This window comes from Nocardia sp. NPDC004860 (genome assembly GCF_040609015.1).
In the GTDB taxonomy this organism is placed as follows: domain Bacteria; phylum Actinomycetota; class Actinomycetes; order Mycobacteriales; family Mycobacteriaceae; genus Nocardia.
On sequence record NZ_JBEXJI010000024.1, the window covers coordinates 24,982 to 49,620 of the forward strand.

Consider the following 24,639-nt stretch of genomic DNA (forward strand, 5'->3'; position numbering starts at 1 on the left):
TGACATTATGCTGCGTCTCACACTCCCTCCACCCGATTCATCGCAGGAGCAGCCATGTCGGAATCCATCACCAGCCAGACAGTAGTCGCCGACGACGCCGCGCTGATCGAGGACGAACTCCTCGTCGAGGACGTCTCGATCGACGGCATGTGCGGTGTCTACTGACTTCGACCCGGCCGGGGCTTACGCCCTGGCACCGTCGGTTTCGCTGCGGCCGGAACCGTTCGGGGCACTGGTCTACGACTTCACCACCCGCCGCCTGTCGTTTCTGAAGACACCGCAACTGGTGACCGTGGTCCGCGGACTCGGCGCTCACCGGGACGCGACCGCCGCGGTGGCGGCCGCCGGGATCCCGACCGGCGAACACCGCAGTTATTTCCGGGCACTGGCGACACTGCTCAAGGCGGGCACCATCACGCCCCGGACCGCGACCGACGAACAGGACCACCGATGAAACTGGTCGACCATTTCACCCGCGGCCTGGACGCGCCGATCTGCCTGACCTGGGAACTGACCTATGCGTGCAACCTGGCATGCGAGCACTGCCTGTCCTCGTCGGGCCGCCGCGATCCCCGCGAGCTCTCGACCGCGGAATGCATGGCGTTCGTCGACGAACTCGAGCGCATGCAGGTCTTCTACGTGAACATCGGCGGCGGCGAGCCGACCATCCGTGGCGACTTCTGGGACCTGCTGGACTACGCGGTGGACCATCACGTCGGAGTCAAGTTCTCCACCAACGGAATTCGGCTCACACCCCAGCGGGCACGGCAGCTCGCGAAGACCGACTACGTCGACGTGCAGATCTCCATCGACGGCGCCACCGCCGAGATCAACGACGCGGTCCGCGGTCCCGGATCCTTCGCGACCGCCCAGCGCGCCATGGAGAATCTCGCCGAGGCGGGCTTCGAGAATTTCAAGATCTCGGTCGTGATGACCCGCCACAATGTGGGCCAGCTCGACGAATTCAAGGCCATCGCCGACCGATTCGGCGCGCAGCTGCGCATCACCCGGCTGCGGCCGTCCGGCCGGGGCGCCGATGTCTGGCACGACCTGCACCCGCGGATCGAGCAGCAGCGGCAGATCTACGACTGGCTGGTGGACCACGGCGACGGCGTGCTCACCGGCGACTCCTTCTTCCATCTCAACGCCCTCGGCTCCACCCCGCTGCCCGGGCTGAATCTGTGCGGCGCGGGCCGGGTGGTCTGCCTCGTCGACCCGGTCGGCGACGTCTACGCCTGCCCGTTCGCCATCCACGACGAATTCCTGGCCGGCAATGTCCGCGACGTCGGCGGCTTCGAAAACGTCTGGCGCACTTCGGAACTGTTCACCGAGCTGCGACAGCCGCAGACCGGCGGCGCCTGCGCCTCCTGTTCGGCCTACGACTCGTGCCGGGGCGGCTGCATGGCCGCGAAGTTCTTCACCGGGCTGCCGCTGGACGGACCCGATCCCGAATGCGTGCGCGGCGGTTCCGAACTCGCGCTCGCCGCGGTCGGAACACGACCCCAGCCGGACAAGGACCACTCCCACACCGGCCTGCGCCGACCGGTGGTGCTGGGTATGCCCGGGCCCCACGGCGGCACGGCCGCACCCGATCGGGCCTGTGACACCAGCCCCCTCGCCGGCCTCCGCTGACCATTTCTACTGCTGGACAAGGATTCTCATGGCAAGCACCCGCGACTGGTTCGAATCCGTCGCCGAGGCCCAGCGACGCGCCGAGAAACGTGTCCCCAAGTCGGTGTACCTGGCATTGCTGGCCGGGTCCGAGGCGGGCACGACGCTGAGCGACAATGTCGCCGCCTTCGGCGAACTCGGGTTCCGCCCGCACATCGCCGACCTGCCCGCCACCCGCGACCTCGCCACCACTGTGCTGGGACAGGAGATTTCGCTGCCGGTGATCTGCTCGCCCACCGGTGTGCAGGCGGTCGACCCCGAGGGCGAGGTCGGCGTCGCGCGCGGCGCCGCGCAGTCCGGGACCGCGCTGGGCCTGTCCTCGTTCGGCTCGAAGCCCATCGAAGAGGTCGTCGCCGCCAACGACAAGACGTTCTTCCAGATCTATTGGCTGGGCAGCAAAGACACCATGGTCGCCAAGATGGACCGGGCCCGCGAGGCCGGGGCCAAGGGCCTGATCGTCACCCTGGACTGGGTTTTCGCCACGGCCCGCGACTGGGGCAGCCCCGCGCTGCCCGAACGCATCGACCTCAAGACCGCGGCCAGTTTCGCGCCGCAGGTGCTGGCCCGGCCGGGCTGGCTGCTGCGCTTCGGCCGATCCGGAAAACTGCCCGATCTGACCACGCCCAACCTGGTGCCGCGCGGCGAGCAGGGCCCGACCTTCTTCGGCGCCTACGGCGAATGGATGGGCACCCCACCGCCGACCTGGGACGACCTGGCCTGGATGCGGCAGCTGTGGGACGGGCCCTTCCTCATCAAGGGCGTCGGCCGGCCCGATGACGCCAAGCGCGCCATCGATATCGGGGCCACGGCCATCTCGGTGTCGAACCACGGCGGCAACAATCTCGACACCACGCCCGCCGCGATCCGCATGCTGCCCAGCGTCGCGGACACCGTGGGCGACCAGATCGAGATCCTCCTCGACGGCGGCGTCCGGCGCGGCAGCGACGTGGTCAAGGCGGTGGCGCTGGGCGCGCGGGCCGTCATGATCGGCCGGCCGTACCTGTGGGGCATGGCCGCCGCCGGCGCGCACGGGGTGCACAACGTCCTCGAAGTGCTCCGCCAGGGCATCGACTCCACCCTGTACGGCCTGGGACGCGCGTCGATCCACGACGTCACCCGCGAGGATGTGCTGATGCCCGACGGTTTCACGCGGGGCATGTAGTGGAGGGCGGACCGGTTGCGGTGGTCACCGGCGCGGCACGCGGGATCGGTGCGGCGACCGTCCACCAACTGGCGGGCGAGGGCTGGCGGGTCGTCGCCATCGACATCTGCGGTGACGACCCCGGGCTCGGATATCCCCTGGGCGCCCGGGAACAGTTGCGAGCGGTCGCCGAACCCCACGACGGCGCGGTCCTGGATGTCGTCTGCGATGTCCGGGATGCCGAACAACTCTGCGCCGCAGTCGAACTCGCCAGTGATCGGTTCGGCCGGCTGGATGCGGCGGTGGCGGCCGCGGCCGTCATGACCGGCGGGCGGCCGCTGTGGGAGACCACCAGCGCGGACTGGCAGCCGATGTTCGACATCGGCGTGCACGGCATGGCCAACCTGGCCCGCGCGGCCATTCCGCTCATGCTCGACCGGCCGGCGCCCCGCACCGGCCGCTTCCTCGGCGTGGCCTCCGCCGCCGCCCATCACGGCATGTGGCGCCTGTCCGGCTACAACGCCGCCAAACACGCTGTGGTCGGGCTCATTACGGGACTCGCCCATGATCTGCGCGGCACCGGGATCACGGCCACCGCCGTCTCCCCCGGCTCCACGCGGACCGCGCTGCTGACCGAGACCGCCCGCCTCTACGACCTCGCCGACGCCGACGAGTTCGCGAAGCATCAACTGCTGAACCGCATCCTGGAACCCGAGGAGGTCGCGAACGTGATCACCTGGCTGTGCCGGCCCGAAACCGCCGTCCTCACCGGCAGCGTCGTGCACGCCGACGGCGGATTCCAGCGGTGACCACCCGGATCCGCCTCGACCGCCGGGTGCGCCGATTCGACGGCGGGCGAATCGTTCTCGGCGGTGCGCCGATGCGGGTGTTGAAACTGAGCGAAGCCGGGGCACGCCGCGTCGACCAGTGGGCCGCGGGCGCACCCGTCGGCGGCCATGCCACCGATCAGGCGTTCCTGCGACGGCTCGTCGGCACCGGGATCGCCCATCCGGCGAGCTCGACCAGCACTTGCACGCCGGACGACGTGACGATCGTCGTTCCAGTAAAGGACAACCATCGCGGCATCGACCGCCTGCTGCCACACACAGCGCAGATCGCCGCCCGCATCATCGTCGACGACGGGTCCGTGCCGCCGATACCGGCAGCCGCTGTGCGCCACGACAATTCATGTGGACCGGCAGCCGCCCGCAATTCCGGATGGCGGCTCGCCGACACCGACTTGATCGCTTTTCTCGACTCCGATACCGAGCCCTGCCACGACTGGCTGGAGCATCTCCTCCCGCTGTTCGACGACCCGGCCGTCGCCGCGGTGGCGCCACGAATCGTCTCCGGGAACAACGGCGTCGTCGGACCCTACGAAGCGAACCGATCCAGCCTGGACATGGGCACCGACCCCGCCGTGGTCCGGCCCGACGGCCACGTCCGATACGTGCCCAGCGCGGCCCTGGTGGTCCGCCGCTCCGCACTGACGGCCATCGGCGGATTCGATGAGACACTCCGTTTCGGCGAGGACGTCGACCTCGTGTGGCGGCTGGCCGATGCTGGATACACCGTTCGCTACCAACCCGATTCGACCGTCTACCACGAGCCGCGGCAGACCCTGGGCGCCTGGCTGCGACAGCGCTTCGACTACGGCACCTCGGCGGCTCCGCTCGCCGAAAGGCATCCGCGTCTGCTGGCCGCCATCCGCACTCCGCGCTATTTCGCCGCCCAGTGCGCCCTGACCGCCGCCGGGCGGCCCGGGCTGGCCGCTGTGATCGGTATCGTCGCAGCCGGACACTCGACGATGCGACTGCGACGACTCGGCATTCCGCTCCGCACCGCGGGGGCGCTTTCGGCGACTGCTCAGCTGCGGCTCATCGAGCAAGTGGGCGTGGCGTTCCGGACCATATGGTGGCTGCCGGGACTGTGCCACAGGCGAACTCGCGCCCTAGCGCTGATCTCGTTCGCCCGGGTCGCGATTCCCGCATTGCTGCGGGGCCGGGGCCTGCGTTGGACGGCTCTGCGCGCACTCGACGACGCGACCTATGGTCTCGGTGTGTGGGCCGGGTGCCTGCGCCACCGCACCGGCGAACCGCTCCTGCCCACCCTCGGACAGCCGGAATCGAGTGCACAGCAATGAATCTCGGCGACATGCGTTTCCCCCCGCTCAGCGACCGCATCCACCGGACCGTGCTCGCCATCCCGCTGGGCGCCACCGAACAACACGGCCCGCATCTGCCCCTCGACACCGACACAACCATCGCCGCCGAACTGTGCCGCAGACTCGCCACCCGACGGCCCGATATTGTTGTCGCGCCTCCGATCCCCTACGGCGCGAGCGGCGAACACGCCAGCTTCCCGGGCACGCTGTCCATCGGCCACCGGGCCCTCGAACTCCTCCTGCTCGAACTCGTCCGCTCCGCAGACGCCTTCGCCGGTGTCGTCCTCGTGAACGGGCACGGCGGCAATCTCGCCACCCTGCACACGATCGAGAAGACGCTGACCGCCGAAGGCCGCAGGCCGCTCATATGGTCGCCGACCGGATACAGCACCGACAGCCATGCAGGACACATTGAAACCTCGGTCATGTTGGCGATCGACAGCGACAGCGTCGCAATGGAATCCGCGCAGCCAGGCGACACCCGCCCGCTCGCCGAGATCATGCCGATCCTGCGGCAGTACGGCGTCGCGGCGGTCAGCGCCAACGGAGTCCTTGGCGACCCCACCACAGCCGACCACACGGCTGGGCACGAGCTGCTGGCGCGGTGGACAGAGGCACTGGTCGACAGTGTAGCCGACCGCATTCCGCTCTTCCTCGAATAGCCCAGAGGGACAATCGCATTCGGCGCACAGCACAGCACGCAGAGTGCGCCGAATTCAATTGCCCTGATCACCCTCTTGTCCTGGCACGACAATTGCATTTCGTTGTGCGGCTGGCATTTTCGCTCGTAGCAGAGCTGTCTTGCATGTGTTTGGTGATGGCGGCGCCAGTGGGTTCCGGCCAGCACATGGGTGAGGGTGCGGGCCGGCAAACGGCGGATGTCGGCGACTGCGATTTGGCCCAGCCCGTCATTATTGACGAACACGACGCCTAATCGCCACCAAAGCGGCCCGAGCGGCGCGTACCTCGTCCATGGTGAGCGCAGGTGAGGGCAAGCGTGTCTCCGCAGGCCGCATACCGTCCAGCAGCAGCGCCAGATACCGGTGCGAGATCTCCGGCCGCACCGAGTCGGCAAACGCTGCGACGGCGTGCACCATCGAGATCACCGCGAAGAAATCGGACGGTGCTACATCCGCCCGAACCTCGCCGTTGACCCGGGCACGGTGGAGTAAATCTTCCACAGCGGGCGAAACCGCCGCCTCGAACCGATCGAAGAACGTAGTTCCGTCAGCCAGCTCGGTCATGGCGATCGCCACTCCACGATTGCCGGCCACATGTTCACAACTCCGCTCCAGCAGCTTGGTAAGCCCCGACCAGGGGTCAGGGTCGCGCACGGCCTCAACCGCATTCGCCTCGAGCTGGGTAACGTATCGATCCAGAATCTCGGCAACCAGCTCGGATTTGTTCGCGAACCGCCGGTACACAGTGCCCACGCCGACCCCCGCCGCGTGCGCTACGTCATCGAGTGTTACATCGACTCCGCGCTCGGCAAAGAGTCGCTCGGCGGCGGCCAGTATCCTCGCCTGATTTCGCATGGCGTCCGCTCGCATACGACGGGTTTCGATGGGCGGTTCACATTCGGTCATTGTGTAGGATTCTTATCTCAGACCACGTAGCAGAACGCATGGTCAACGGGCCGACTATCCACCTGGTGTCACTTTTAAACTGCCATTCGTCATCATTGACGAACTAGCCTGTGAGTCTGCATTATTGTCGCGTATAAGTGGCGGCTCGGTGTATCCCAGTTGACACACCCTCGTGTGAAGTGACACTGGTGTGATGGTTTTACGACCACCACCCTGTCACTCCCACACCTGGATTCACCCTCTCACCCACAGAAGCGATCCCATCGTCACCAACGACCTGGCCGATATTGCACCTTGGCCCGCAGGCATTGTTCCCGGAGTTTTTGGTGTGCCACAGCGTCGATCGAGCGTCCTGCAATCGAGTCCAAAAGGGTGTGCAGGCGTCGGTAGAACTCATCGATCGTCAATCCAAACGTAGGCAGAATGTGTTCGTGTCCGCCTCCGTATGGCGCCCACTTAACTGCAAATTTGAGTATGTCGTTCTCGATACTAGTCATCTTTGTCCGATCATCTTGTCAGCTGCATCGCTCCCGCGCACGTGTGGCACTCGACCGCGTCGCTCGCTTTAACCACCCTTCGGGCCGGTCAACTTCTTCTTTTCCTCGAAGCATGTGAGGCGTCTATTCAGACCAGGATTGTTGTCGCGTGCTTGCTGGCTGATTTCGCCCGGCCACCGTTCCGGATGTGGGCGAGCAGGCCACCGGCGGCGAGGACCTTCCGTTCCCCGTCGGTAAGATCGATCGTCAACACGATCGGCTCGACATGGTCGGAGACCTCGACAGTGATTGTCTTGTCCCCGTCGAGCAGCGCCTGCCGCAGGCCAACGATGCTCCAGTGCTGGCCGACGTCGAAGGACGGTGCGTCGGTGGGCAGGACGAGCGGGGCGATGCCAGCGGCGATGAGGTTTCGCCGGTGAATGCGGGCGTAGCTCTTGGCGGCGATGACCCGGACACCGAGGTAGACCGGGATCAGGGCGGCGTGTTCCCGGGAGGACCCTTGGCCGTAGTTGTCACCGGCCACGATCACCCCACCACCCCATTGCTGGGCCCGGTCGTGAAAGTTCGGGTCGTGGCGGGCGAACATGAATCTCGCGCACAGGGCGATGTTGGACCATACCGACATCGCGATCGCGCCGTCCGGGGCCATGTCACCGGTGGAGATGTCGTCTCCGACAGTGATCAGCACGCGAGCCTGCAGTTTGTCCGACACCGGTTCGGGCACTGGAGGGGAGACCAGGTTGGGTCCTCGTTCCACGACGATGCCAGCGCGGACATCGTCGGGAAGCCGGTCGCTGATCAGCGTGTCGTGCATGCCGGTGTCGGGGGCGTGGCTGGCTCGGATCTCAACCGCCGGCCGGCTCGAGGGGTCTGTGATTCGACCGGTCAATGCGGATGCTGCCGCGGTGGAAGGGCTGCACAGATAGACCTGATCCTCGGCGGTGCCGCTGCGCCCGGGGAAGTTGCGGTTGAACGTCCGTAGAGAGGCAGCGCCCTGCAACGGGGCTTGCCCGATTCCCACGCACGGCCCGCACACGGGTTCAAGCATGCGCGCCCCAGCCTGCATCAGATCCTGATAGACCCCGGATTCGATGATGGTGCGCAGGATCTGCCTGGATCCGGGGGTCACCGTCATCGCGACCCGAGGATGCACGGTGCGTCCGCGCAGAGCGGCGGCGACCGTGGCGAGGTCCTCGTAGGAGCTGTTGACTGACGAGCCGACACAGATCTGTGAGATCGGGGTGTCGGGGAGTTCGGCGACGGGCAGTACGTTGCCCGGTGAGTGGGGGACCGCGACGAGTGGGACAAGTTCGGACAGGTCGATCTTGATGGTCTCGTCGTATACGGCGCCGTCGTCGGCGATCAGCGGTTCGAAGTCCTCTTCGCGGCCCTGCTGAGTCAGCCACTGACGGGTTTGATCATCAGAGGCGAAGACTGCGGTGGTGGCACCGGTCTCGATGATCATATTCGCGATGGTTGCGCGTCCGGACGTTGACAAGTGAGTGAGGGCAGGGCCGTAGAACTCGAATACGGCGCCCCGGCCACCACGGACACCGTAGCGGCGCAGGATTTCCAGGACGATGTCCTTCGGTTCGACAGCGTTGCGCAGTCCGCCGACCAGTTCGACGCCGATCACCCGTGGGCAGGGGAAGTCGAACCCATAGCCACCCATCGCGACGGCGACCTCGAGACCGCCAGCGCCTGTTGCGAACATGCCGGCCGCCCCGGCGGTGGAGGTGTGGGAATCCGCGCCGAGTACGAGCTCACCCGGTTTGGTGAATCGTTCGAGGTGAATGTAATGCGAGATCCCGTGCCCGGCTGGGGAGTACCGCACCCCGTACTTCTCGCAGAAGGTGCGCAGGTAGCGGTGATCCTGCATGTTCTTGTCGTCGATCTGCAGGACGTTGTGATCGACGTACATCACCGCGAGCGGTACCTGGATGGAGTCTATGGCGAGTTCTTCGAACTGCATCGCCGCCATGGTGCCGGTGGCGTCCTCGATGAGGATCTGGTCGGGGCGCACGGTGATGTCCGTGCCTGGGGTGAGCTCGCCGGCGATTAGGTGTCGGCGCAGGATCTTGTATGTAAGTGTGTCGGCCATGGCAGGATTGCTTTCGCTGGTTCGGAGGGGAGGTGAGCAGCAGGGGCCGCGAAATTATCGTTGGAGGAGCATCAGTGCGCGTGAAACCAACCCCGTCTGGATGCGAATCGATTCGGATCCCGCGCCTCGCCTGCTCGGGAGCATGGTTTTGACACCGAGTCTGGCCATGACGATTCAGCCCCTTGGGGCGAATTGCGCTGCCGCCCTATAGGAGCGGGGAGCCGACAACCTACCGCGGAGTCGTTTCGTTGCCCTGTTGCCGCCCGGGTATGACGAAGCGAAGGGTCGCGAGGACGACAGAGGCGACGACTACTGGCACTACAGCTGCCCGTCATAGTGCACCGCCGCACCAGACGACCCTAGAAGGCGGGTAGTCATGCGTCATGGCCATCGAGCGCGTGACCAGCCACCAACTCACAGAACTACTACGGCATCGGTATCTCGTTTCCGGCCGAGCTCTGCGGAATATCGGGCCGCGTTTTCGACGTATTTGGCGACGCCGCTGTGATGTGCGGTCTCGAACTCCACACGGTTTCGATGTGGCCGGAAGATCTTGGCAGGGAAACCGAGCGCTCGGGTTCCTTCGGGCACGTGGGTGCCTTCGGTCAAGAGGGTGCCGGCACCTACGAGACAGGACTTCCCGACCACGACAGCATGAAGGCAGGTGGACATGGAACCGATCAATGACCCCGCTCCGATGGTGGCGCCCTCGAGATGCGCGTTGTGCCCGACAACGCAGTCGGCACCGATAACAGTCGGCCACTGTTCGGAGGTGTGCAACACCGTGCCGTCCTGAATGGAGGTTCGTGCACCGATGCTGATTCGGCCGAAGTCCGCACGCAGCACGGCAGTCGGCCAGATCGACGCATGCTCGCTAATGCTCACCGCACCGATGACGACCGCATCGGGATGAACGAAGGCGGTGGGATGAATGTCGGGAACCTTGTCACCGAGAGGGTAGATGGTCATCGCTCCTAGTTCCTTTCGCTAAAGCGATTCCGATGCTTGAGCCAGTTGTCGGGATCGGCCACGCGGCCTCAGAGGCCGGTCAGCGAGACAGGTGCCGGTTATCAAGAACATTTGTCTCGCTCTTGACCGCCGCCGATGACCCACTCGAACGCGGCGGCATTGGAGCGTGCACCCTGGGCGGCCTTGGACCGGTTGACTTCACCGAGTTCGGCGAGCGTCTTCTCGGACAGTTCCACGAGGGAGCCGAACGTGGTGGGTTTCAGCCAGTCGGGGCGGGTGGCGAACAGCAGGTCCTCGCTGGCGGTGTTGCCGCTGGCGCCGGGTGCGAACGGGCAGCCGCCCAGTCCGCCGAGAGCGGCGTCGACGGTCATCGCACCTGCTGCGACCGCGGCGAGACTATTTGCAATCCCCAGTCCCCAGGTGTCGTGACCGTGGTAGACGATGCCCCGCTGCGGGGTTTCGAGCCGCACTCGGGAGATGAGTGAGTAGACCTCGGAGGGGACAGCCTGGCCGAGGGTGTCGCAGACGACGACGTCTACGGCACCGTGGGCGCGCGGATCGTTGGCGATGTCGATCACCCGCTGCTCCGGCACCCGGCCCTCGAACGGGCAGGTGAACGACGTCGCGATGCACAGCTGGATGCTGCCGCCGATCTCTTGAGCAAGTTCGATCGCGGCCGGCATCGCGGCGAGGCTGTCTTCGGTGGAACGTCCAATGTTCGCCTGGTTGTGCGAATCGGAAGCCGAGAAGCAGTACTGGAAATGGCGCGCGCCGACAGCGGCGGCCTTCTCCACGTGCCGCGGCGTCGCCACCCACACCCAGCAGTGGTCGAGTTCTTCGGGGGTCAGCTCGGAGATCACCTCGACGGTGTTCGCCATCGGTGGGACGAGGTCAGGGCGGGCCATGGATCCGATCTCCAGTGCGGGCACGCCGAGTTCGAGGAGTCGCCGGGCGATCTCAAGTTTCCGGGCGGTGGGCAGCATCTTGCCTGTCAACTGCAATCCGTCGCGTAGGGTGACGTCGCGGAGCAGGGTGCGTGATTCGAAGGACTGAGTCATGAGTTGCTGCCCGCGGTGTCATTGACGATGGCGTCGATCTGTTCCGGGGTCTTGCCGAGCAACGTTTCGAGGACCTCCCGGGTGTGCTCGCCGAGATCGGGTCCAATGGAGCGGATGGGCAGCGACTGTCCACCGATCACCGGGACGATCCCTGGGAACCCGACCTGCTTCGGTTCGGCCTGACCGATGTCGACGGTGAACTGCTGGATCATGTTGCGCGCCACGTATTGTTCGTCGGCGCAGATGTCGGCGGCGGTGTTGATCGGCCCCGAGGGCACGCCGGCCGCGTCCAGGATCTTCAGCGCCTCCTCGCGTGAGTACCGGATGGTCCACTGACCGATCGCGGTGTCGAGTTCGTCGCGGCGCGCCCACCGTCCGGCGTTGGTGGACAGGTCGGGGTCGGCCCCGAGGTCGGCGCGACCGATGGTGTCCATGTAGCGGCGGAAAATGGCGTCGCCGTTGCCGGCGATGATGATGCTGTTGCCGTCACTGCAGGTGTATGCGTTCGACGGGGCGATGCCCTCCATCCTCCCGCCGACGCGTTCGCGTTTGATTCCGTACGCGAGGTAGTCGGGGATCAGTGACTCCATCATCGACAGGATCGATTCGTTGAGTGCGACGTCGATGATCCGGTGCGGTAGGGAGGGGCCCTGTGTTCCGGCGACCTTTGCAGCTTCGCGTTGGAACAGGGCCATCACCGCCCCGAAGGCCGCGTAGAGGCCAGCGATCGAGTCGCCGATCGACACTCCCACCCGCACCGGTGGCCGGTCCGGGTCGCCGACGAGTTCACGGAGTCCGCCGGCAGCTTCCGCGACCGCGGCGAACCCCGGGCGCTGCGACATCGGCCCGGTCTGCCCGAACGCGGAGATACGGGTGATCACCAGGTCCGGATTCGCCGCATTCAACGCGTCCGGTCCGATGCCCCACTTCTCCAGCGTGCCGGGCCGGAAGTTCTCCAGCAGGATGTCGCACTTGGCGGCGAGGTCGAGGGTTAGCTGGCGGCCCTCCTCGGTGCGCAGGTCCAGCACGATCGACTTCTTATTGCGGTTTATCGTGCGGTAGAGCATCGAGGTGGCGCCGGAGTAGAGCCGCCAGTTACGCAGCTCGTCGCCTGTTTTCGGGCGCTCCACCTTGATGACCTCGGCCCCGAAGTCGGCGAGCATCCGGCCCGCCGTCGGAGCAGCGATGTAGTTACCCAACTCAAGTACCCGAATCCCTTCGAGTGGCCGAATGGTGTTGTCGGAGAACATGGTGATCCTTCAGATGGTCGGATGTTGCCGCGAGAGCGATGCGTAAAAGACCGACACGGCGTCACCGAAACGGATCAGCTTGGCGAGTCGAATGTGCTCGTATCCGTACGAGAGCCCGTCAATGGGTTGTTCGAGCATCCACCGCCCTGCCGCTGTCGACATCAAACCCATCAACAGGGTCTCGACGAATGTCGTTATCGGTACCTCTCGGCCAGCCAGGGGTCGAGGACTGCCATGGCATTGTCATATCCGTTGACTCCGCCCCGTTCGAGCGGGCCGCCGAAGTGCGTTCCGTCCACGGCCTCGACCGTCAGGTCTGCGGCTCCGAGAGCATCCGAGAAAGCCGCGACGTCCGACGGGAAGGATGCCTGGTCACCGGTGAACTCGACAAGCAGCGTCGGCACAGTCACACCCGGGGCACAGCGCAGGAAGCCCGCGTTGCTCGTATTGGCACTCCAGGTCGACATCCAAGCCTCGGCCGTGGAGAGTCGGCCGAAGCCGACCAGGCCGTAGTCGGTGAGGTCGGGACGGCGGCCGAAAACCGACCCATACGGACGCTTGCTGGGATCCAGGGAGAGGTCGATGTTCCGAAGATCGGCGTCGGTGCGGTACACCGTGATCAAGCCGGGTGCGATCGCCCGCCGCCGATCACTCAACTGACTACTTTCCTTGAAAGCGGAGTTGGCGGCAGCCGACGTCGACGCCAGGTCCGCGGCACGAGCGTCAATGCGGGCGATTCGCTCGGCCTGTGCGGCCCGGTAGCGGGCGACGAATTCCTCGGTGTAGGTGGTCGGCTCGGGGGCATCGCGGAAGCCATTCCCCGACGCGAACGGATCGAGCGCGTGGTCGACGGACATCGGATCGCGCTCGTCCACCACGGACGGATCGATCATCCGCAACAAGATCTCGCCCTGCCCCGGATGCGGTGCGACGAACGCGACTCCGTCGGGCAGCGGCATCTCAGTCTCGGCGAGCGCGACTGGCCGTCCCGAAGGAGTGCGGTCGATCCGTTCCCCGGGCGACAGTGCCGCCTGCTGGCAATAGAAGGCGGCGAGCGGGCCACCGCCCGAATGACCGAGCGCGACTACATGAGTGAACCTTGCCTGCCGCAGGAAGGCCTGGCCCGCGGCGAAGTCGATGATGGCCCGCTCGTGCAGCAGGTTGAGATCGTTGTTCGGCGATCGGGAACCCTGCGTCCACACCGCGTATCCCGAACGCAGCAACCGCGCCACCATCCCGTGATCGGTGACGTCAGCACGGGGATGCATAAGTGTCACGACGGTCCGTGCGGCCAGCGGCGTACGCAGCACGCCAGATACCTTGGCACCGTCGGCGGTGGTCAGGTGGTGCACCTCGGTAGTCACGTACTCGGGCATCGTCTCGGACTCGATATGCCGACCAGCACCCAGCCCCTTGGCCGACCCGCTCACCGGTCGACCACCTTCAGTGCGTCCTTGTTCCACTGGGATATGCGCCAGCCGTCGAGTCCGGCCACCCAGCTATACCAGACCGCATGCCGTACGCCAGTGGCCCGGCGGTCTACGACGATCGGGTTCGCCGACGATACCGCAAAGTACGGCCCCACCTCGACAACGTCCGCGCCCGGAATCGAGCGCGCGACATCGATGATCGAGTCGTTCTCCGGAACGTCGAGGATATAGAGACGGTTCAGTTCCGCACTCATTTCTCGGTAGCCTCCTCCAACAGCGTCTGCTGCTCGGCCCACTTCTCCGCCCGCTCGACGATGAGTTCAGCTTTGCGCACCAAGAGCTGATCCAGCGTCCCGCCCGGCTGCTGGACGACCTCGACGAGTGCGTCGACCGTTAGATTCGCGTCGAGGTGCTCCTGCGGGGCCACCGGTCGGAGGGCGCGGGTGAACTCGATCAAGTAGCCGTTCGGGTCGTGGGTGTAGATCGACTCGATCGTCTCGTGCTGGATCTGCATTTCGACCGGCCAATCGCTGGCGTCGAGCCGACGGCGGTACTCCATAAGCTCGTCAGCAGAGTCGACATGCAACGCGAGATGCCGCGAGTTCACGAACCAGTCCGGCGTCCCAGCGCCGAACCGGGCGTAGACGTCCCCGGCGCCCTCACTCATGTCCGGCCCATCGAGGCCGAAGTAGTAGAAGAATGCGATCCGGTCAGCCTTACCGATGTCGAAGAAGAAGTGTATGAAGTCCGGATGGTCCGGCCCGCCCCAGCCTGCGGCGCAGACCGAATGGACGACGGGAAAGCCCAGCGTGTCCCGGTAAAACCGGACCGTGCTGGCAGGGTCGAATGTGGGGAACGCGGCATGATCGACGCCAGCCACTAGGTGTTTGTCGTGCAGCGATGTCATCGGTTGCACCGTCCTTTCATGGGTTACCTAACGTGTCAATGAGCGGGTGCGCAGGCGTGTTCTGCGGCATCGATCCTGAGTAGCGATCCCGCTCCGGGAATATCGACCGACAGTCCGCAGGCGCGCAGGATGCTGTACGTGCTGGCTGTCGCCGCAGACAGGACCGCCACGCCGAACTCTCGTTCGGCCATGTCGACGAGCTCCAGCGAGGGCATCTGCACGCAGCAAGAGATAACGACCGCGTCGACGCCGGTGTAATCCAGCGAACGGGCCGCAGTCATCACGTCTCGGCCAGGAAGACACCCGACCGCGTGATCGTCCTCCACCTCCAGGCACTTCCAATCGTGGACAGTGAAGCCCTCGTGCTCGATGTAGTCGACAACCTTTTCGGAGAGCGGGCGCATGTAGGGCATGACCAGCGCTACCCGCTGCGCGTCGAGCGCCCGCAATGCCTCGATGAGAGAACCAGCGCTGGTACGCACCTTGGCCTCCGAGCCTCCGGTGGCCAGCTGTTCAGCGATTAGACCCTCAACGCGCTGATGCTCACCCGGGCCACCGGCCATCAGCGCGACCGGACTGGCATAGAGGATCACGTCGGGGAGGGCATCGCCGATCTCGATGACACAGCGCTCACGTTGTGCATTCATCGCCTCGAGCTGCGTCGGAGAGACCTGCGACATACGCATCCGAGTCACGTGGTGGCTGAATCGGGCCGATGGATGCCGGCCCAGGAGCTCCGGAATCTCGGTCTCCAGAGTCACATTGGTACTTGGCACGATCAGGCCGACGCGGCGCCTGATGGTCTGAAATCCGCCCACTCCCCCAGTTTTCAACACTTGTGACAAAAAGTCAACACTACTGTCAGCGATGCGATTCGAGCCGACGGACTGACCGGCGGTAACCTCGGCGCATGAGTGACACAGGTGCCGCCCGGGCCGATAAGCCGCAAGGCAGCGCAACACCTTCCCGACGCGAGGAGCCGGCCGAGAAGCAAAACACGGACCGAGTCAGCGTTCGTCGAGGTTTGGTCGAACAGCAGATCTACATTCAGGCGACCAGATTGTTCGCCGAGCGCGGTTTCGCCGGCACCAGTTTCCAGGACATCGCTGACGCGGTCGGGCTTACCCGGCCAGCGCTCTACCACTATGTGAGCAGCAAGGACGACCTGCTCGCTCGGATCGTCACGGAGACAACGCAGGATGCCGCCATGACCGTCCAACAGATCGTCCGGCGCGAGGACCTGGACCCCGCCCAGAAGGTCCGTGAGATCGTCCGGACCAGCGTCATCAAGCAGGGGAAGCACAGCGCCCGGTTCCAGCTGCTGCTCCGTTCGGAGGCGAACCTGCCTGAAGCTGTGGCGGAAACCCATCTGGAGAGCCGCCGCATCGTGCTCCGGTCGATTACCGCACTACTTGAGGACGGTATTGCCTCGGGCATCTTCCGGCCGGCGGACGCCCGCGTGGCCGCACTGGGCGTGATCGGCCTGACGAACTGGGTGGCATGGTGGTACAGCGACGATCATGGCGATGACCTCGTCGCGATCAGCGAAGAATTGGCTGACCTCGCAGTGGCCGGGGTGGTGGCCGAGGGCGGCCCACATGGACCGGTCGGCAGTCCCGCCGAAGCCATCAAGACGATCCGCGCGAACCTGGTTCGCCTCGAGGAGATGCTCGACGGCTGACGAGATGCTCGGCCAAGGCCGACTCACTCGTCCCCGGCGACCTTCGCGACGATGTCGCGCTGCAGGACCTTCTTGTCCAACTTCCCGACAGCGGTCTTCGGCATTTCGGTGATCGTCTCGATACGCTCCGGCCATTTGAATTTCGCCAGGGACAACCCCTCGAGGTGAGCCTGGACGTCCTTTAGTGTCAACGGCTCGCCAGTAGTGACCAGGTATGCGCAGGCACGTTCCCCGAGGCGAGTGTCCGGCATCGCGACGACCGCCGCCGCCATGATCCGTGGATGACACAGAAGGAGACGTTCTACCTCGTCGGGACTGATCTTCTCGCCACCGCGGTTGATTAGGTTCTTGATCCGGCCCTCGATCGAGATGCAGCGCTCATCGCCGTACTGACGTATAGCGACCAGGTCCCCGGTGCGATAGAAGCCGTCGGGCATGAAGGCGGCCTCGTTGATATCGTCGGCGTCGAAGTAGCCTCGGATTGTGTACGGTCCGCGACAAGCGAGTTCGCCCACCTCGCCGTCCGGGAGGTTGATATCCGTTCCCGGCTCGAACACGCGGAACTCGTCATACGGAGAGATCGGCACGCCCACGGTGTTCAACCGACCATCACGAATGGTCTTCGAGGTCGAGTTCGCACAGAAACCCTCCCCCATTCCGAAGTTCTGCCCCAACCAGATGCCTTTGCGCTCGAAGGCCTCGAAGAGGCGCTCTGGCACCTTGGCACCCGACAGCACCACCCGCTTCACCGAGGCCATGGCCTCATCGAAGAGCGGATGCTCGACCATGTTGTAGTGGCCGTGGCCGATCAGGACGTCAGTGGCCTGCCCCTCGGCGAAGACCGGCAGCGCCTGGTCCAGGGCCGGCGTGCCAAGCACGAGCGTACCTCCGACGCTATGGACCGCATGGAGTGCGAGCGTGATCCCGCCGTTGTGGATGATGGGGTACAGATATGCAGTACGGGTCTCCTCGTCCCATCCAACCACCTCAGCGAACGCCTTGGCGTTGTACCAGTATTCCGCGTGCAGGCGGGGTATCACCTTCGGGAGGCCGGTCGTACCGCCAGAAAGCTGGAAGCACGCGATCTCGTCGGGGCTGATCTGAGACTGGATCGCCGACACCGCCTCTCGCGCCGTCGCCGCGTCGAACGACTCATCAATGAGTCGTTCGATGGAGACACCGCGATCATCAGCAGTCCCCACGGTAAGTACATGACGCATCGTCGGATGCCCAGCGCACTGCTCCTGCGCGAAGGCCACTAGGTCGAAGCCCGACACCGTCGACTCCACGATGTGGGCGACCGCGCCGACCTTCCGGCTGATCCCGCCGATCTCGTTCCCCCGATGGGCGGCGAGTGTGCACACCGGGATCAGGCCAGCCTTGAGCAAGCCATACCAGGCCACCACCGAGTAGAGCCGATTGGTGAGCTGGACGATGACGCGGTCACCCTGAACAAAGCCCAGGGTCTGCAAACCGAGCGCGAGCCGATCCGTAATCTCATCCAGTTCGATATAACTAAGAGATCCCTCCTCCGCGACAATCGCGGGCCGAGCGCCCTGCCGGGCCGCGACCTCGTGGAACTCAGCACCTATCGGGAGGCTGCCCCACAGACCCGCCGAGCGGTACCGCTCGGCGACCTCGACGGGGTAATGAACAAGCCGACCGCTCCAGTTGATCACCAAATACCTCCTGTTAGTTGAGCGCTTTGTGGCGCCGATCACCACAGGAAGTATACGAACATTGACAGTTATGTCAAAAGATTTACTTGTCCGTATAACTCCCGTGGCGACGCTCCACGACCTGCCGAATCAGCCCGGGAGCGACGCGGAATGATCGGACCGCCCTATGCCGAGGGCATCGACACTCGGCGACCATGACCCGACAGTCGACGACGTGACCGAACTCGGTCAACGCTCAGGCATATCGCCATTGTCTACACCCAGCCCGCTGGCACGGATCGCGCCGAGGAGCAACCATCCGGCGACGGCCGTCTTCGCCGCGTGGACTCTGAGGCGCCGATGACGCCGATGACGCCGATGACGCCGATGACGCCGATGACGCCGATGACGCCGATGACGCCGATGACGCCGAGCATGATGCCGCCGGAGACCGACAGTCGACCAGATCGAACTCGGGCCACCCGCGAAGGCGCTCGTCGCGCTCACTGGCTCACCGCACGCAACACACGTGACGCATGTCCAGCGGGGCCTCATCCTCAAGACGAACGACCTCGCCACACGGCAAACTACAGATGTGTCGATTGATTGACGACTGAGTAAATCTGAGTTAGCCTGCTCACATCACCGTATGTACGGACATATTCCAGCTCACACCCTGAAAGGCTGTGAATGAAAATCTTGATTGCCGGCGGCGGGATCGGTGGCCTCGCCTTGGCCCTCTCACTCCAGCAACGAAACCCGCACCTCGAAGTTCACATCTTCGAAGCCGCTCCCGAATTCAAACCGCTGGGCCTCGGAATTAACATGCTGCCGCACGCTATTCGAGTGCTGAACGGGCTCGGCCTCACCAGCGCCCTGGCATCCGTTGCAGTCGAAGCGCAGGAGTGCGCGTTCTTCACGCACCATGGGCAGCTCATCCATCGAGAGCCCTGTGGACTATTCGCCGGGTACGACTACCCCCATTATTCGATCCATCGGGGCGACTTGCACAAGGTGCTGTTCGACGCGACATGCGAGCGGCTCGGCGCCGATCGCGTGCACAAGGATCATCGACTCGTCGACTTTACGCAGAGCGCCGACAAGGTAACGGCTCATTTCACCGATCGCGCGGGTCGCACGATCGGCAGCTGGACCGGGGACCTGCTGGTCGGTTGCGACGGCATTCATTCAGCGGTCCGAAAGGTGTTGTATCCCAACGAGGGAAAGCCCGTTTTCCACGGCATCAACATGTGGCGTGGCGTCACTACGATGCAGCCGATCCTCACCGGCGCGAGCGCAATCAGGATCGGCGCACTGCAGTTGACCGGAAAACTCGTCGTCTATCCCATCCGGAACAACGTCGACGCCGCCGGCAACCAGCTTGTCAATTGGGTAGCGGAGATGTTCAGCGAACACGAGGCGCCCTGCGACTGGAGCGCACCCGGCATGCTGGATGATTTCCTGCCCAACTTCGCAGACTGGAAGTTCGACTGGCTGGACTGCCCTGAGATGATCGAGTCTGCCGAGAATATCGTCTCCTACCCGATGGTCGACCGGGACCCGATCGACCGCTGGACCTTCGGCCGGGTGACATTGGTCGGCGACGCTGCGCACCCCATGTATCCGCGAGGAGGAAACGGTGGCGCACAAGCAATCCTGGACGCCGAGACGCTCGCCGAGGTCGTCAACAACCACTGCGACGACCCGGTACGCGCGCTGAGCGAGTACGAGTCGATGCGGCTCGCAACTGTGAACAACATTGTGCTGACAAATCGCACGGCACCGCCGGACTCGATCATCGAACTCGTGGAACAGCGAACCTCGGGCGAAAGATTCAGCGACATCAGCGACGTCATCACGCAGGAAGAAATCGAGAGCATCCACGGCAACTACCAGAAGACCGCCGGCTACGACCGCGAATCAGTTGCGGCGCACGAACGTTCGTAGATCCACCATCAAATCCACGCAGAGGAATACACATGGCGTACGCGCTTGGCATCGATGTCGGGGGCACCTTCACCGACGGAGTCGCATCGGACGGGTCAGGTGGCATCGTTTCAGCGAAAGCCCACACCACACCTCCCCATCGCGAAGTCGGCGTCATGCGCGTCATCGAGGAACTGGCCACCGAACTCGGACTCGGTGTCAACGAGTTGCTGGGGCAGACCGACTACATCGCGCACGGCACCACCGCGTCCATCAACGCCCTGGTCCAAGGCTCTGTGGCCGAGGTGGGCCTCATCGCCACCAAAGGCCACCGCGACGCGATCTACATCATGAACGCCGAAGGGCGCACGCTCGGCCGGTCGGCGCACGAGATCCAGGACACGTTGCGGAATCGCAAACCGCAGGCTTTGATTCCCAAATACCGAGCGTTGGAAGTCACTGAACGGCTCGACTACGCCGGGCGGGTGCTGGTGCCGCTCGACGAAGACGAGGTGCGCCGCGTAGCCCGGGCCCTCCTCGAGCAGGGAGTGGAAGCGATCGCTGTCTGCCTGCTGTGGTCGTTTAAGAACGATCAGCATGAGCGCCGGATCCGGGAGCTGATCCATGAGATCGCACCGGATATGTATGTCACGCTGTCATCGGAGGTGAGCCCGCGGATCCGCGAATTCGCGCGGACGTCCACCACGATCATGAATGCGCAGGTTGGTCCGCGACTTCGCACCTATCTACAGCCGCTCCAGCGGCAGCTCACAGAGCGTGGGCTTGCGGGACCGCTGCTGGTGATGCAGAGCGAGGGCGGGACGATCACAGCCGATCGGGCGCCTGAACACGCGATTACCACGATCGGTTCGGTGCTGTCGGGCGGCGTCATCGGCGGAATGCGGATGGCCGAGCAGCTCGGGCACCGCAACGTGATCACCACCGACGTCGGGGGCACCACCTTTCTCGCGGGCCTCATCGTCGATGGAGAACCGGTGATGGCGTCCGGCTCGATCGTCAACCAGTACCCGATCAACGCCCCGACGATCCAGGTGCACACTATCGGATCCGGCGGCGGCGCCCTGGCATCTGTCGACGCCGGTGGCAATCTGCGAATCGGCCCGCAGAGCGCAGAGGCCGTGCCTGGCCCCGCCTGCTACGGCAATGGCGGGACCCGCCCCACGAACACCGATGCCAACCTCGTCCTGGGCATCCTGAGCGAATACGGGCTGATCGGCGGCAGGAAGCCGCTGGACCTCGAGCTGGCTAGGGCCGCAATCCGCGAGCACGTGGCGGTCCCGCTGGGGCTCACGGTCGAGGACGCGGCCATCGCCATCTATGAGGTTCAGAACGCGCAGGCCGGCGACCTGCTTCGGCGCGCGGTCGTGGGGTCCGGATACGACCCTCGCGACTTTGTCGTCTATGCCTTCGGCGGTGCCGGTCCCGCGCACTGTGCCGGCTACTGCAACGATCTCGGCGTCTCTGAAGTGGTCGTACCGCTGGGCCCGATCGCCTCGGCCTTCTCCGCCTACGGCCTCGCAGCTTCCGATGTCGTCTTCAGCGCCGAGATCTCGGCTCCCTCGTCCTTCCCCATCGATCACGTCGAACTCCAGGACTATTTCGACCGGCTCCAGGCCGAGGTTGATGACGTGCTGAAGCGTCAGGGTGTCAAATTCCAGGACGTGTCCTTCCAGCGCGAGGCGGATCTGCGCTACGCCATGCAGGTCCATGAGCTGACTACGCCAGTGCCCGGCGGCCCGCTCGACGAGAACTGCGGAAGCGCCATCATGGCGGCCTTCGAGGAACAGTACGAGCGGATCAACGGATCCGGCACTGGCTACCGGGCAGCCGGGATGCAGGCGATCACCTACCGGGTGCGGGCGAAGGCGAGCCTCGGATTCCCCGTGACGCTGCCGACCATCGAAACGGCCAGCAGCAGTGATCCAGTCAGTGCACTACTTGTGGAACGGCCGGTCCGGCTGGATTCACAGCGCGGGTACGAGCCCACCCCGGTCTACGAGTACTCGCGCCTGCGGGCTGGTCACGTACTCGTCGGACCCGCGATCGTCCAGGTTCCCACGACCGCAGTCGTGGTGCCCGCGGGCACGACCGGACGGGTCGATCGACTCGGCAACCTTGTCATTACCTACGAGTGAGAAACAGCCAATGAACAGCATCATTCCCGGCGCCGATCATTTCGTCAGCCGTTCGATCTCACGCGATGAACTGCGCGCACGAATTCCTGGCACCCTACCGCTACACACGGTCGACGATGACCTCATCGAGTCCGTCGATGCGCTCACCTACGAAGTGGTTCGACACCGACTATGGGCCATTACCCAGGAGATGGGCGAGACCCTGCGGAGAATGTCGGGCTCCCATGTCGTTACCGAGTCCAACGACTTCAACTTCTCCATCTGCGATGAGCTGGGCGAGCAGGTCCAAGTCGGCAGCTACAACATCGGTCTTATCGGGTCCATGGATCTCGCGATCTATTGGACGCTGCAGCATCGCAGCACCAATCCCGGGATATCCGAAGGCGACATGTTCCTCTGCAACGACCCCTGGGTCGGCGGCGGGCTGCACCAGAACGACGCGGCGATCCTGGCACCAATCTTCCACGACGGCAAGCTCTTCGGGTGGACGACCGCGATCGCGCACCAGGTCGACCTCGGCGGCTACCGTCCCGGCTCCTTCAGCCCGTCCTCCCAGGACATCTTCGGCGAGGCCGTTCCCACCCCACCTCTGAAGGTGGTGAGAAACGGTGTACTGCAACAAGATGTCGCGGATGCCTGGACCCGTCGCTCGCGGCTGCCGCATATGGTCGGCCTCGATCTGCGGGCGAAGATCGCCGCGAACAAGAATGCCGCCGATCGCGTTCTCCGGCTCATCCGAAAGTATGGAGCCAACCCGGTCAAGGCCGTCATGCGCCGAATGCTCAACGACGCGGAGACCAGACTCAAAGCCAAGCTGGCGGCACTGCCGGACGGAACTTGGTCAGCTACGGGCTACCAGGAGCAGTCCGGCACAGGGGACCGCAGAATGCACGCCATCAAGGTCGCCATGACCAAGCGCGGCGACCGGCTGGTGTTCGATTTCACCGGCACCGCGCCGCAAACGGGCGTCATCAACTGTCCGTACCCGGGTCTGCGTGCAGGCATCGTATTCACCGTTCTGCCGCTGCTGGCAGGCGACATTCCGTGGGCGGCAGGGGGCCTGATGAGGTGCTTCGACATCATCGCCGAAGAGAACACCATCACCAACGCCTCATTCCCGGCCGCCGTTGGCAAAGGGCCATTCGGCCCTGCGTGGGGCGCAGCAAATCTCGTGGCGGAGGTCATCGCCAAGATGCTCGACGCCGAACCCACTCGCCGGACGGACGTTCAGGCCATCTGCAACGGAACGACAGACATGTGTGTGGTGTCCGGTATGGATACGCGGGACGGCGACCGCAAGGGATTCGTCTCGCCGGTCTTCGACGTTATGGCGGGGGGCTACGGCGCTCAAGTGCACTACGACGGCGTCGACACCGGCGGCCGCTTGATCATCCCTGCCGCGCGGGCACCCGATGTCGAGATGACCGAGTACCTGTACCCGCTCGTCGCGCTCTGGCGCCGGGAACAGACCGACTCCGGCGGTCCGGGTCGGCAACGGGGTGGTATGAGCGGTTCGGTCTGCTACGTGCAGCATCCACATCAGTCCGAACCCGTGTCACTGGTGGTGTCCGGGACGGGCAAAGTGGCGAACCAAAACGTCGGTCTGGCGGGTGGATACCCCGGCAATTCGCAACTCGACATGGTGATCCGGCAGATTGGGACCCCGCAACTGAAGAGCGCCTCGTCGATCCCCGCCGACCTCGATCAGCTCGGCGGCATGATGGACGTTCTACCCTGCGAGGGCGAGTCGATCCTTGGCCCTGATGACGCGCTTTTTCTGCACTGGCAGGCTGGCGGCGGGTACGGCGACCCACTACTCCGCGCGCCGGAGAGCGTCCGCGAAGACGTGCTGCAGCAACGGGTCTCACACGAAGCCGCGCTCGACCTGTACGGCGTCTCGCTCACCGATGTCGGCGAGGTCGACGCTGCGGCCACCTCGTCGGCACGACAAGAGTTGCGCCGGCAGCGGGCCGCGAACGCCGGGTTGCCGGACGAATCGGGTCGGCCGATGGCCGGTCGACTCGCGGAGACCGGTCGCCGGTTGGACGACAACCTGGCGATCGTGCGCGTTGACGACACCGACACGGTCGCATGCATCCACTGTGGGACGCTGATTGGCCCGGCTGACGGCAGCACGTACGTCAACAGCCTGGCGCGCATCGACTGGGAGCCGACTAAAGCCGGACCGCACATCTGGGCGGACCCATCTGTGTACGTCGACGCCGACATGGTCTTCCGCCAGCTGTGCTGCCCTGGCTGCCTGACAGCTACATACTCCCGCGTCGTGCCCAAGGACCACCCCCTGCCCGACGACGTCTACGAGCATGACCCACACCATTAGGGCAATAACCTGCAATCTACGACTGTGTCGGACTATGGACATTTAGTCGTACAGTCGCAGGACCTGCAAGGTGGGAATGCAAGGCGCAGCACCTTCAGCCCCA

Annotated in this window: 23 protein-coding genes; 11 read left to right on the forward strand and 12 right to left on the reverse strand. The window is 64.8% G+C overall.

The window, feature by feature from the left end; all coding sequences use genetic code 11:
- Positions 1 to 54: 54 nt before the first annotated feature.
- Genes mftA through mftE form a run of 7 tightly spaced genes read left to right on the forward strand, consistent with a single transcriptional unit; the run spans position 55 to position 5,638 of the window.
- Positions 55 to 165 carry a mycofactocin precursor MftA gene (gene mftA / locus ABZV44_RS32920; protein ID WP_354844972.1) on the forward strand — a complete coding sequence of 37 codons (111 nt, stop codon included), beginning with the start codon at positions 55 to 57 and terminating at the stop codon, positions 163 to 165.
- Positions 155 to 454: a mycofactocin biosynthesis chaperone MftB gene (mftB, locus tag ABZV44_RS32925; RefSeq protein WP_354844975.1), complete on the forward strand. Its 300-nt coding sequence runs from the start codon at positions 155 to 157 to the stop codon at positions 452 to 454. The genes mftA and mftB overlap by 11 nt, the downstream gene beginning before the upstream one ends.
- On the forward strand, positions 451 to 1,632 hold the full coding sequence (gene mftC, locus ABZV44_RS32930; RefSeq protein ID WP_354844977.1) for a mycofactocin radical SAM maturase: 1,182 nt from the start codon (positions 451 to 453) through the stop codon (positions 1,630 to 1,632). Before mftB ends, mftC begins: the two co-directional genes overlap by 4 nt.
- A 28-nt stretch (positions 1,633 to 1,660) precedes the next feature.
- The gene (gene mftD, locus ABZV44_RS32935) at positions 1,661 to 2,833 is read left to right on the forward strand and encodes a pre-mycofactocin synthase MftD (protein WP_354844980.1); all 1,173 of its coding nucleotides are present in this window, start codon (positions 1,661 to 1,663) and stop codon (positions 2,831 to 2,833) included.
- Positions 2,833 to 3,621 (forward strand): mycofactocin-coupled SDR family oxidoreductase, encoded by a 789-nt coding sequence (locus tag ABZV44_RS32940; protein WP_354844983.1) that lies wholly within the window; start codon positions 2,833 to 2,835, stop codon positions 3,619 to 3,621. Before mftD ends, ABZV44_RS32940 begins: the two co-directional genes overlap by 1 nt.
- The gene (mftF, locus tag ABZV44_RS32945) at positions 3,618 to 4,955 is read left to right on the forward strand and encodes a mycofactocin biosynthesis glycosyltransferase MftF (RefSeq protein WP_354844985.1); all 1,338 of its coding nucleotides are present in this window, start codon (positions 3,618 to 3,620) and stop codon (positions 4,953 to 4,955) included. The genes ABZV44_RS32940 and mftF overlap by 4 nt, the downstream gene beginning before the upstream one ends.
- Before the next feature lie 11 nt (positions 4,956 to 4,966).
- A complete protein-coding gene (mftE, locus tag ABZV44_RS32950; protein WP_354844987.1) occupies positions 4,967 to 5,638 on the forward strand; it encodes a mycofactocin biosynthesis peptidyl-dipeptidase MftE in 672 nt (223 codons plus the stop codon).
- A gap of 249 nt (positions 5,639 to 5,887) precedes the next feature.
- On the opposite strand, the gene ABZV44_RS32955 is transcribed toward mftE, so the two are convergent.
- From ABZV44_RS32955 to ABZV44_RS33000, 10 genes are all read right to left on the reverse strand, one after another.
- Positions 5,888 to 6,562, reverse strand: coding sequence for a helix-turn-helix domain-containing protein (locus tag ABZV44_RS32955; RefSeq protein WP_354844990.1), 675 nt, complete (start codon positions 6,560 to 6,562; stop codon positions 5,888 to 5,890).
- Between the two features lie 266 nt (positions 6,563 to 6,828).
- Positions 6,829 to 7,059, reverse strand: a complete 231-nt coding sequence (locus tag ABZV44_RS32960; protein ID WP_354844993.1) for a hypothetical protein — start codon at positions 7,057 to 7,059, stop codon at positions 6,829 to 6,831.
- 127 nt (positions 7,060 to 7,186) lie between these two features.
- Positions 7,187 to 9,160, reverse strand: coding sequence for an aconitate hydratase (locus ABZV44_RS32965; protein WP_354844995.1), 1,974 nt, complete (start codon positions 9,158 to 9,160; stop codon positions 7,187 to 7,189).
- Positions 9,161 to 9,574: 414 nt separating this feature from the next.
- Positions 9,575 to 10,129 carry a gamma carbonic anhydrase family protein gene (locus tag ABZV44_RS32970; protein WP_354844998.1) on the reverse strand — a complete coding sequence of 185 codons (555 nt, stop codon included), beginning with the start codon at positions 10,127 to 10,129 and terminating at the stop codon, positions 9,575 to 9,577.
- A 101-nt stretch (positions 10,130 to 10,230) separates the two neighbouring features.
- Positions 10,231 to 11,187: a hydroxymethylglutaryl-CoA lyase gene (locus tag ABZV44_RS32975; RefSeq protein WP_354845001.1), complete on the reverse strand. Its 957-nt coding sequence runs from the start codon at positions 11,185 to 11,187 to the stop codon at positions 10,231 to 10,233.
- Positions 11,184 to 12,437 (reverse strand): CaiB/BaiF CoA-transferase family protein, encoded by a 1,254-nt coding sequence (locus ABZV44_RS32980; protein ID WP_354845004.1) that lies wholly within the window; start codon positions 12,435 to 12,437, stop codon positions 11,184 to 11,186. Before ABZV44_RS32980 ends, ABZV44_RS32975 begins: the two co-directional genes overlap by 4 nt.
- Before the next feature lie 194 nt (positions 12,438 to 12,631).
- Complete coding sequence (locus ABZV44_RS32985) at positions 12,632 to 13,867, reverse strand: alpha/beta hydrolase (protein ID WP_354845006.1); 1,236 nt, start codon at positions 13,865 to 13,867, stop codon at positions 12,632 to 12,634.
- A complete protein-coding gene (locus ABZV44_RS32990; protein WP_354845282.1) occupies positions 13,864 to 14,109 on the reverse strand; it encodes a hypothetical protein in 246 nt (81 codons plus the stop codon). The genes ABZV44_RS32985 and ABZV44_RS32990 overlap by 4 nt, the downstream gene beginning before the upstream one ends.
- Before the next feature lie 8 nt (positions 14,110 to 14,117).
- Positions 14,118 to 14,774 carry a VOC family protein gene (locus ABZV44_RS32995; protein WP_354845009.1) on the reverse strand — a complete coding sequence of 219 codons (657 nt, stop codon included), beginning with the start codon at positions 14,772 to 14,774 and terminating at the stop codon, positions 14,118 to 14,120.
- A 35-nt stretch (positions 14,775 to 14,809) separates the two neighbouring features.
- Positions 14,810 to 15,592: a maleate cis-trans isomerase gene (locus ABZV44_RS33000; RefSeq protein ID WP_354845012.1), complete on the reverse strand. Its 783-nt coding sequence runs from the start codon at positions 15,590 to 15,592 to the stop codon at positions 14,810 to 14,812.
- 92 nt (positions 15,593 to 15,684) lie between these two features.
- Here ABZV44_RS33000 and ABZV44_RS33005 point away from each other — a divergent pair, with 92 nt between their 5' ends.
- Positions 15,685 to 16,455: a TetR/AcrR family transcriptional regulator gene (locus ABZV44_RS33005; protein ID WP_354845015.1), complete on the forward strand. Its 771-nt coding sequence runs from the start codon at positions 15,685 to 15,687 to the stop codon at positions 16,453 to 16,455.
- Positions 16,456 to 16,478: 23 nt separating this feature from the next.
- Here ABZV44_RS33005 and ABZV44_RS33010 read toward each other — a convergent pair whose 3' ends face one another.
- Positions 16,479 to 18,134: an AMP-binding protein gene (locus tag ABZV44_RS33010; RefSeq protein WP_354845017.1), complete on the reverse strand. Its 1,656-nt coding sequence runs from the start codon at positions 18,132 to 18,134 to the stop codon at positions 16,479 to 16,481.
- A 254-nt stretch (positions 18,135 to 18,388) separates the two neighbouring features.
- Complete coding sequence (locus tag ABZV44_RS33015) at positions 18,389 to 18,595, reverse strand: hypothetical protein (protein WP_354845020.1); 207 nt, start codon at positions 18,593 to 18,595, stop codon at positions 18,389 to 18,391.
- A 208-nt stretch (positions 18,596 to 18,803) separates the two neighbouring features.
- On the opposite strand from ABZV44_RS33015, the gene ABZV44_RS33020 reads away from it, so the two are divergent.
- Genes ABZV44_RS33020 through ABZV44_RS33030 form a run of 3 tightly spaced genes read left to right on the forward strand, consistent with a single transcriptional unit; the run spans position 18,804 to position 24,536 of the window.
- Entirely contained in the window at positions 18,804 to 20,060 is a 1,257-nt protein-coding gene (locus ABZV44_RS33020) for a flavin-dependent oxidoreductase (protein ID WP_354845023.1), read from the forward strand.
- A gap of 32 nt (positions 20,061 to 20,092) precedes the next feature.
- On the forward strand, positions 20,093 to 22,195 hold the full coding sequence (locus ABZV44_RS33025) for a hydantoinase/oxoprolinase family protein (RefSeq protein ID WP_354845026.1): 2,103 nt from the start codon (positions 20,093 to 20,095) through the stop codon (positions 22,193 to 22,195).
- A 10-nt stretch (positions 22,196 to 22,205) separates the two neighbouring features.
- Positions 22,206 to 24,536 (forward strand): hydantoinase B/oxoprolinase family protein, encoded by a 2,331-nt coding sequence (locus ABZV44_RS33030; RefSeq protein WP_354845029.1) that lies wholly within the window; start codon positions 22,206 to 22,208, stop codon positions 24,534 to 24,536.
- Positions 24,537 to 24,639 lie beyond the last annotated feature (103 nt).

Coding starts and splice junctions, on each gene's coding strand:
- ABZV44_RS32960 (WP_354844993.1), bottom strand. CDS start 7,059: ATGACTAGTATCGAGAACGACATACTCAAATTTGCAGTTAAGTGGGCG.
- ABZV44_RS33020 (WP_354845023.1), top strand. CDS start 18,804: ATGAAAATCTTGATTGCCGGCGGCGGGATCGGTGGCCTCGCCTTGGCC.
- ABZV44_RS33005 (WP_354845015.1), top strand. CDS start 15,685: ATGAGTGACACAGGTGCCGCCCGGGCCGATAAGCCGCAAGGCAGCGCA.
- mftA (WP_354844972.1), top strand. CDS start 55: ATGTCGGAATCCATCACCAGCCAGACAGTAGTCGCCGACGACGCCGCG.
- ABZV44_RS32995 (WP_354845009.1), bottom strand. CDS start 14,774: ATGACATCGCTGCACGACAAACACCTAGTGGCTGGCGTCGATCATGCC.
- ABZV44_RS32955 (WP_354844990.1), bottom strand. CDS start 6,562: ATGACCGAATGTGAACCGCCCATCGAAACCCGTCGTATGCGAGCGGAC.
- mftC (WP_354844977.1), top strand. CDS start 451: ATGAAACTGGTCGACCATTTCACCCGCGGCCTGGACGCGCCGATCTGC.
- ABZV44_RS33025 (WP_354845026.1), top strand. CDS start 20,093: ATGGCGTACGCGCTTGGCATCGATGTCGGGGGCACCTTCACCGACGGA.
- ABZV44_RS32980 (WP_354845004.1), bottom strand. CDS start 12,437: ATGTTCTCCGACAACACCATTCGGCCACTCGAAGGGATTCGGGTACTT.
- ABZV44_RS32970 (WP_354844998.1), bottom strand. CDS start 10,129: ATGACCATCTACCCTCTCGGTGACAAGGTTCCCGACATTCATCCCACC.
- ABZV44_RS32965 (WP_354844995.1), bottom strand. CDS start 9,160: ATGGCCGACACACTTACATACAAGATCCTGCGCCGACACCTAATCGCC.
- mftE (WP_354844987.1), top strand. CDS start 4,967: ATGCGTTTCCCCCCGCTCAGCGACCGCATCCACCGGACCGTGCTCGCC.
- ABZV44_RS32975 (WP_354845001.1), bottom strand. CDS start 11,187: ATGACTCAGTCCTTCGAATCACGCACCCTGCTCCGCGACGTCACCCTA.
- ABZV44_RS33030 (WP_354845029.1), top strand. CDS start 22,206: ATGAACAGCATCATTCCCGGCGCCGATCATTTCGTCAGCCGTTCGATC.
- mftD (WP_354844980.1), top strand. CDS start 1,661: ATGGCAAGCACCCGCGACTGGTTCGAATCCGTCGCCGAGGCCCAGCGA.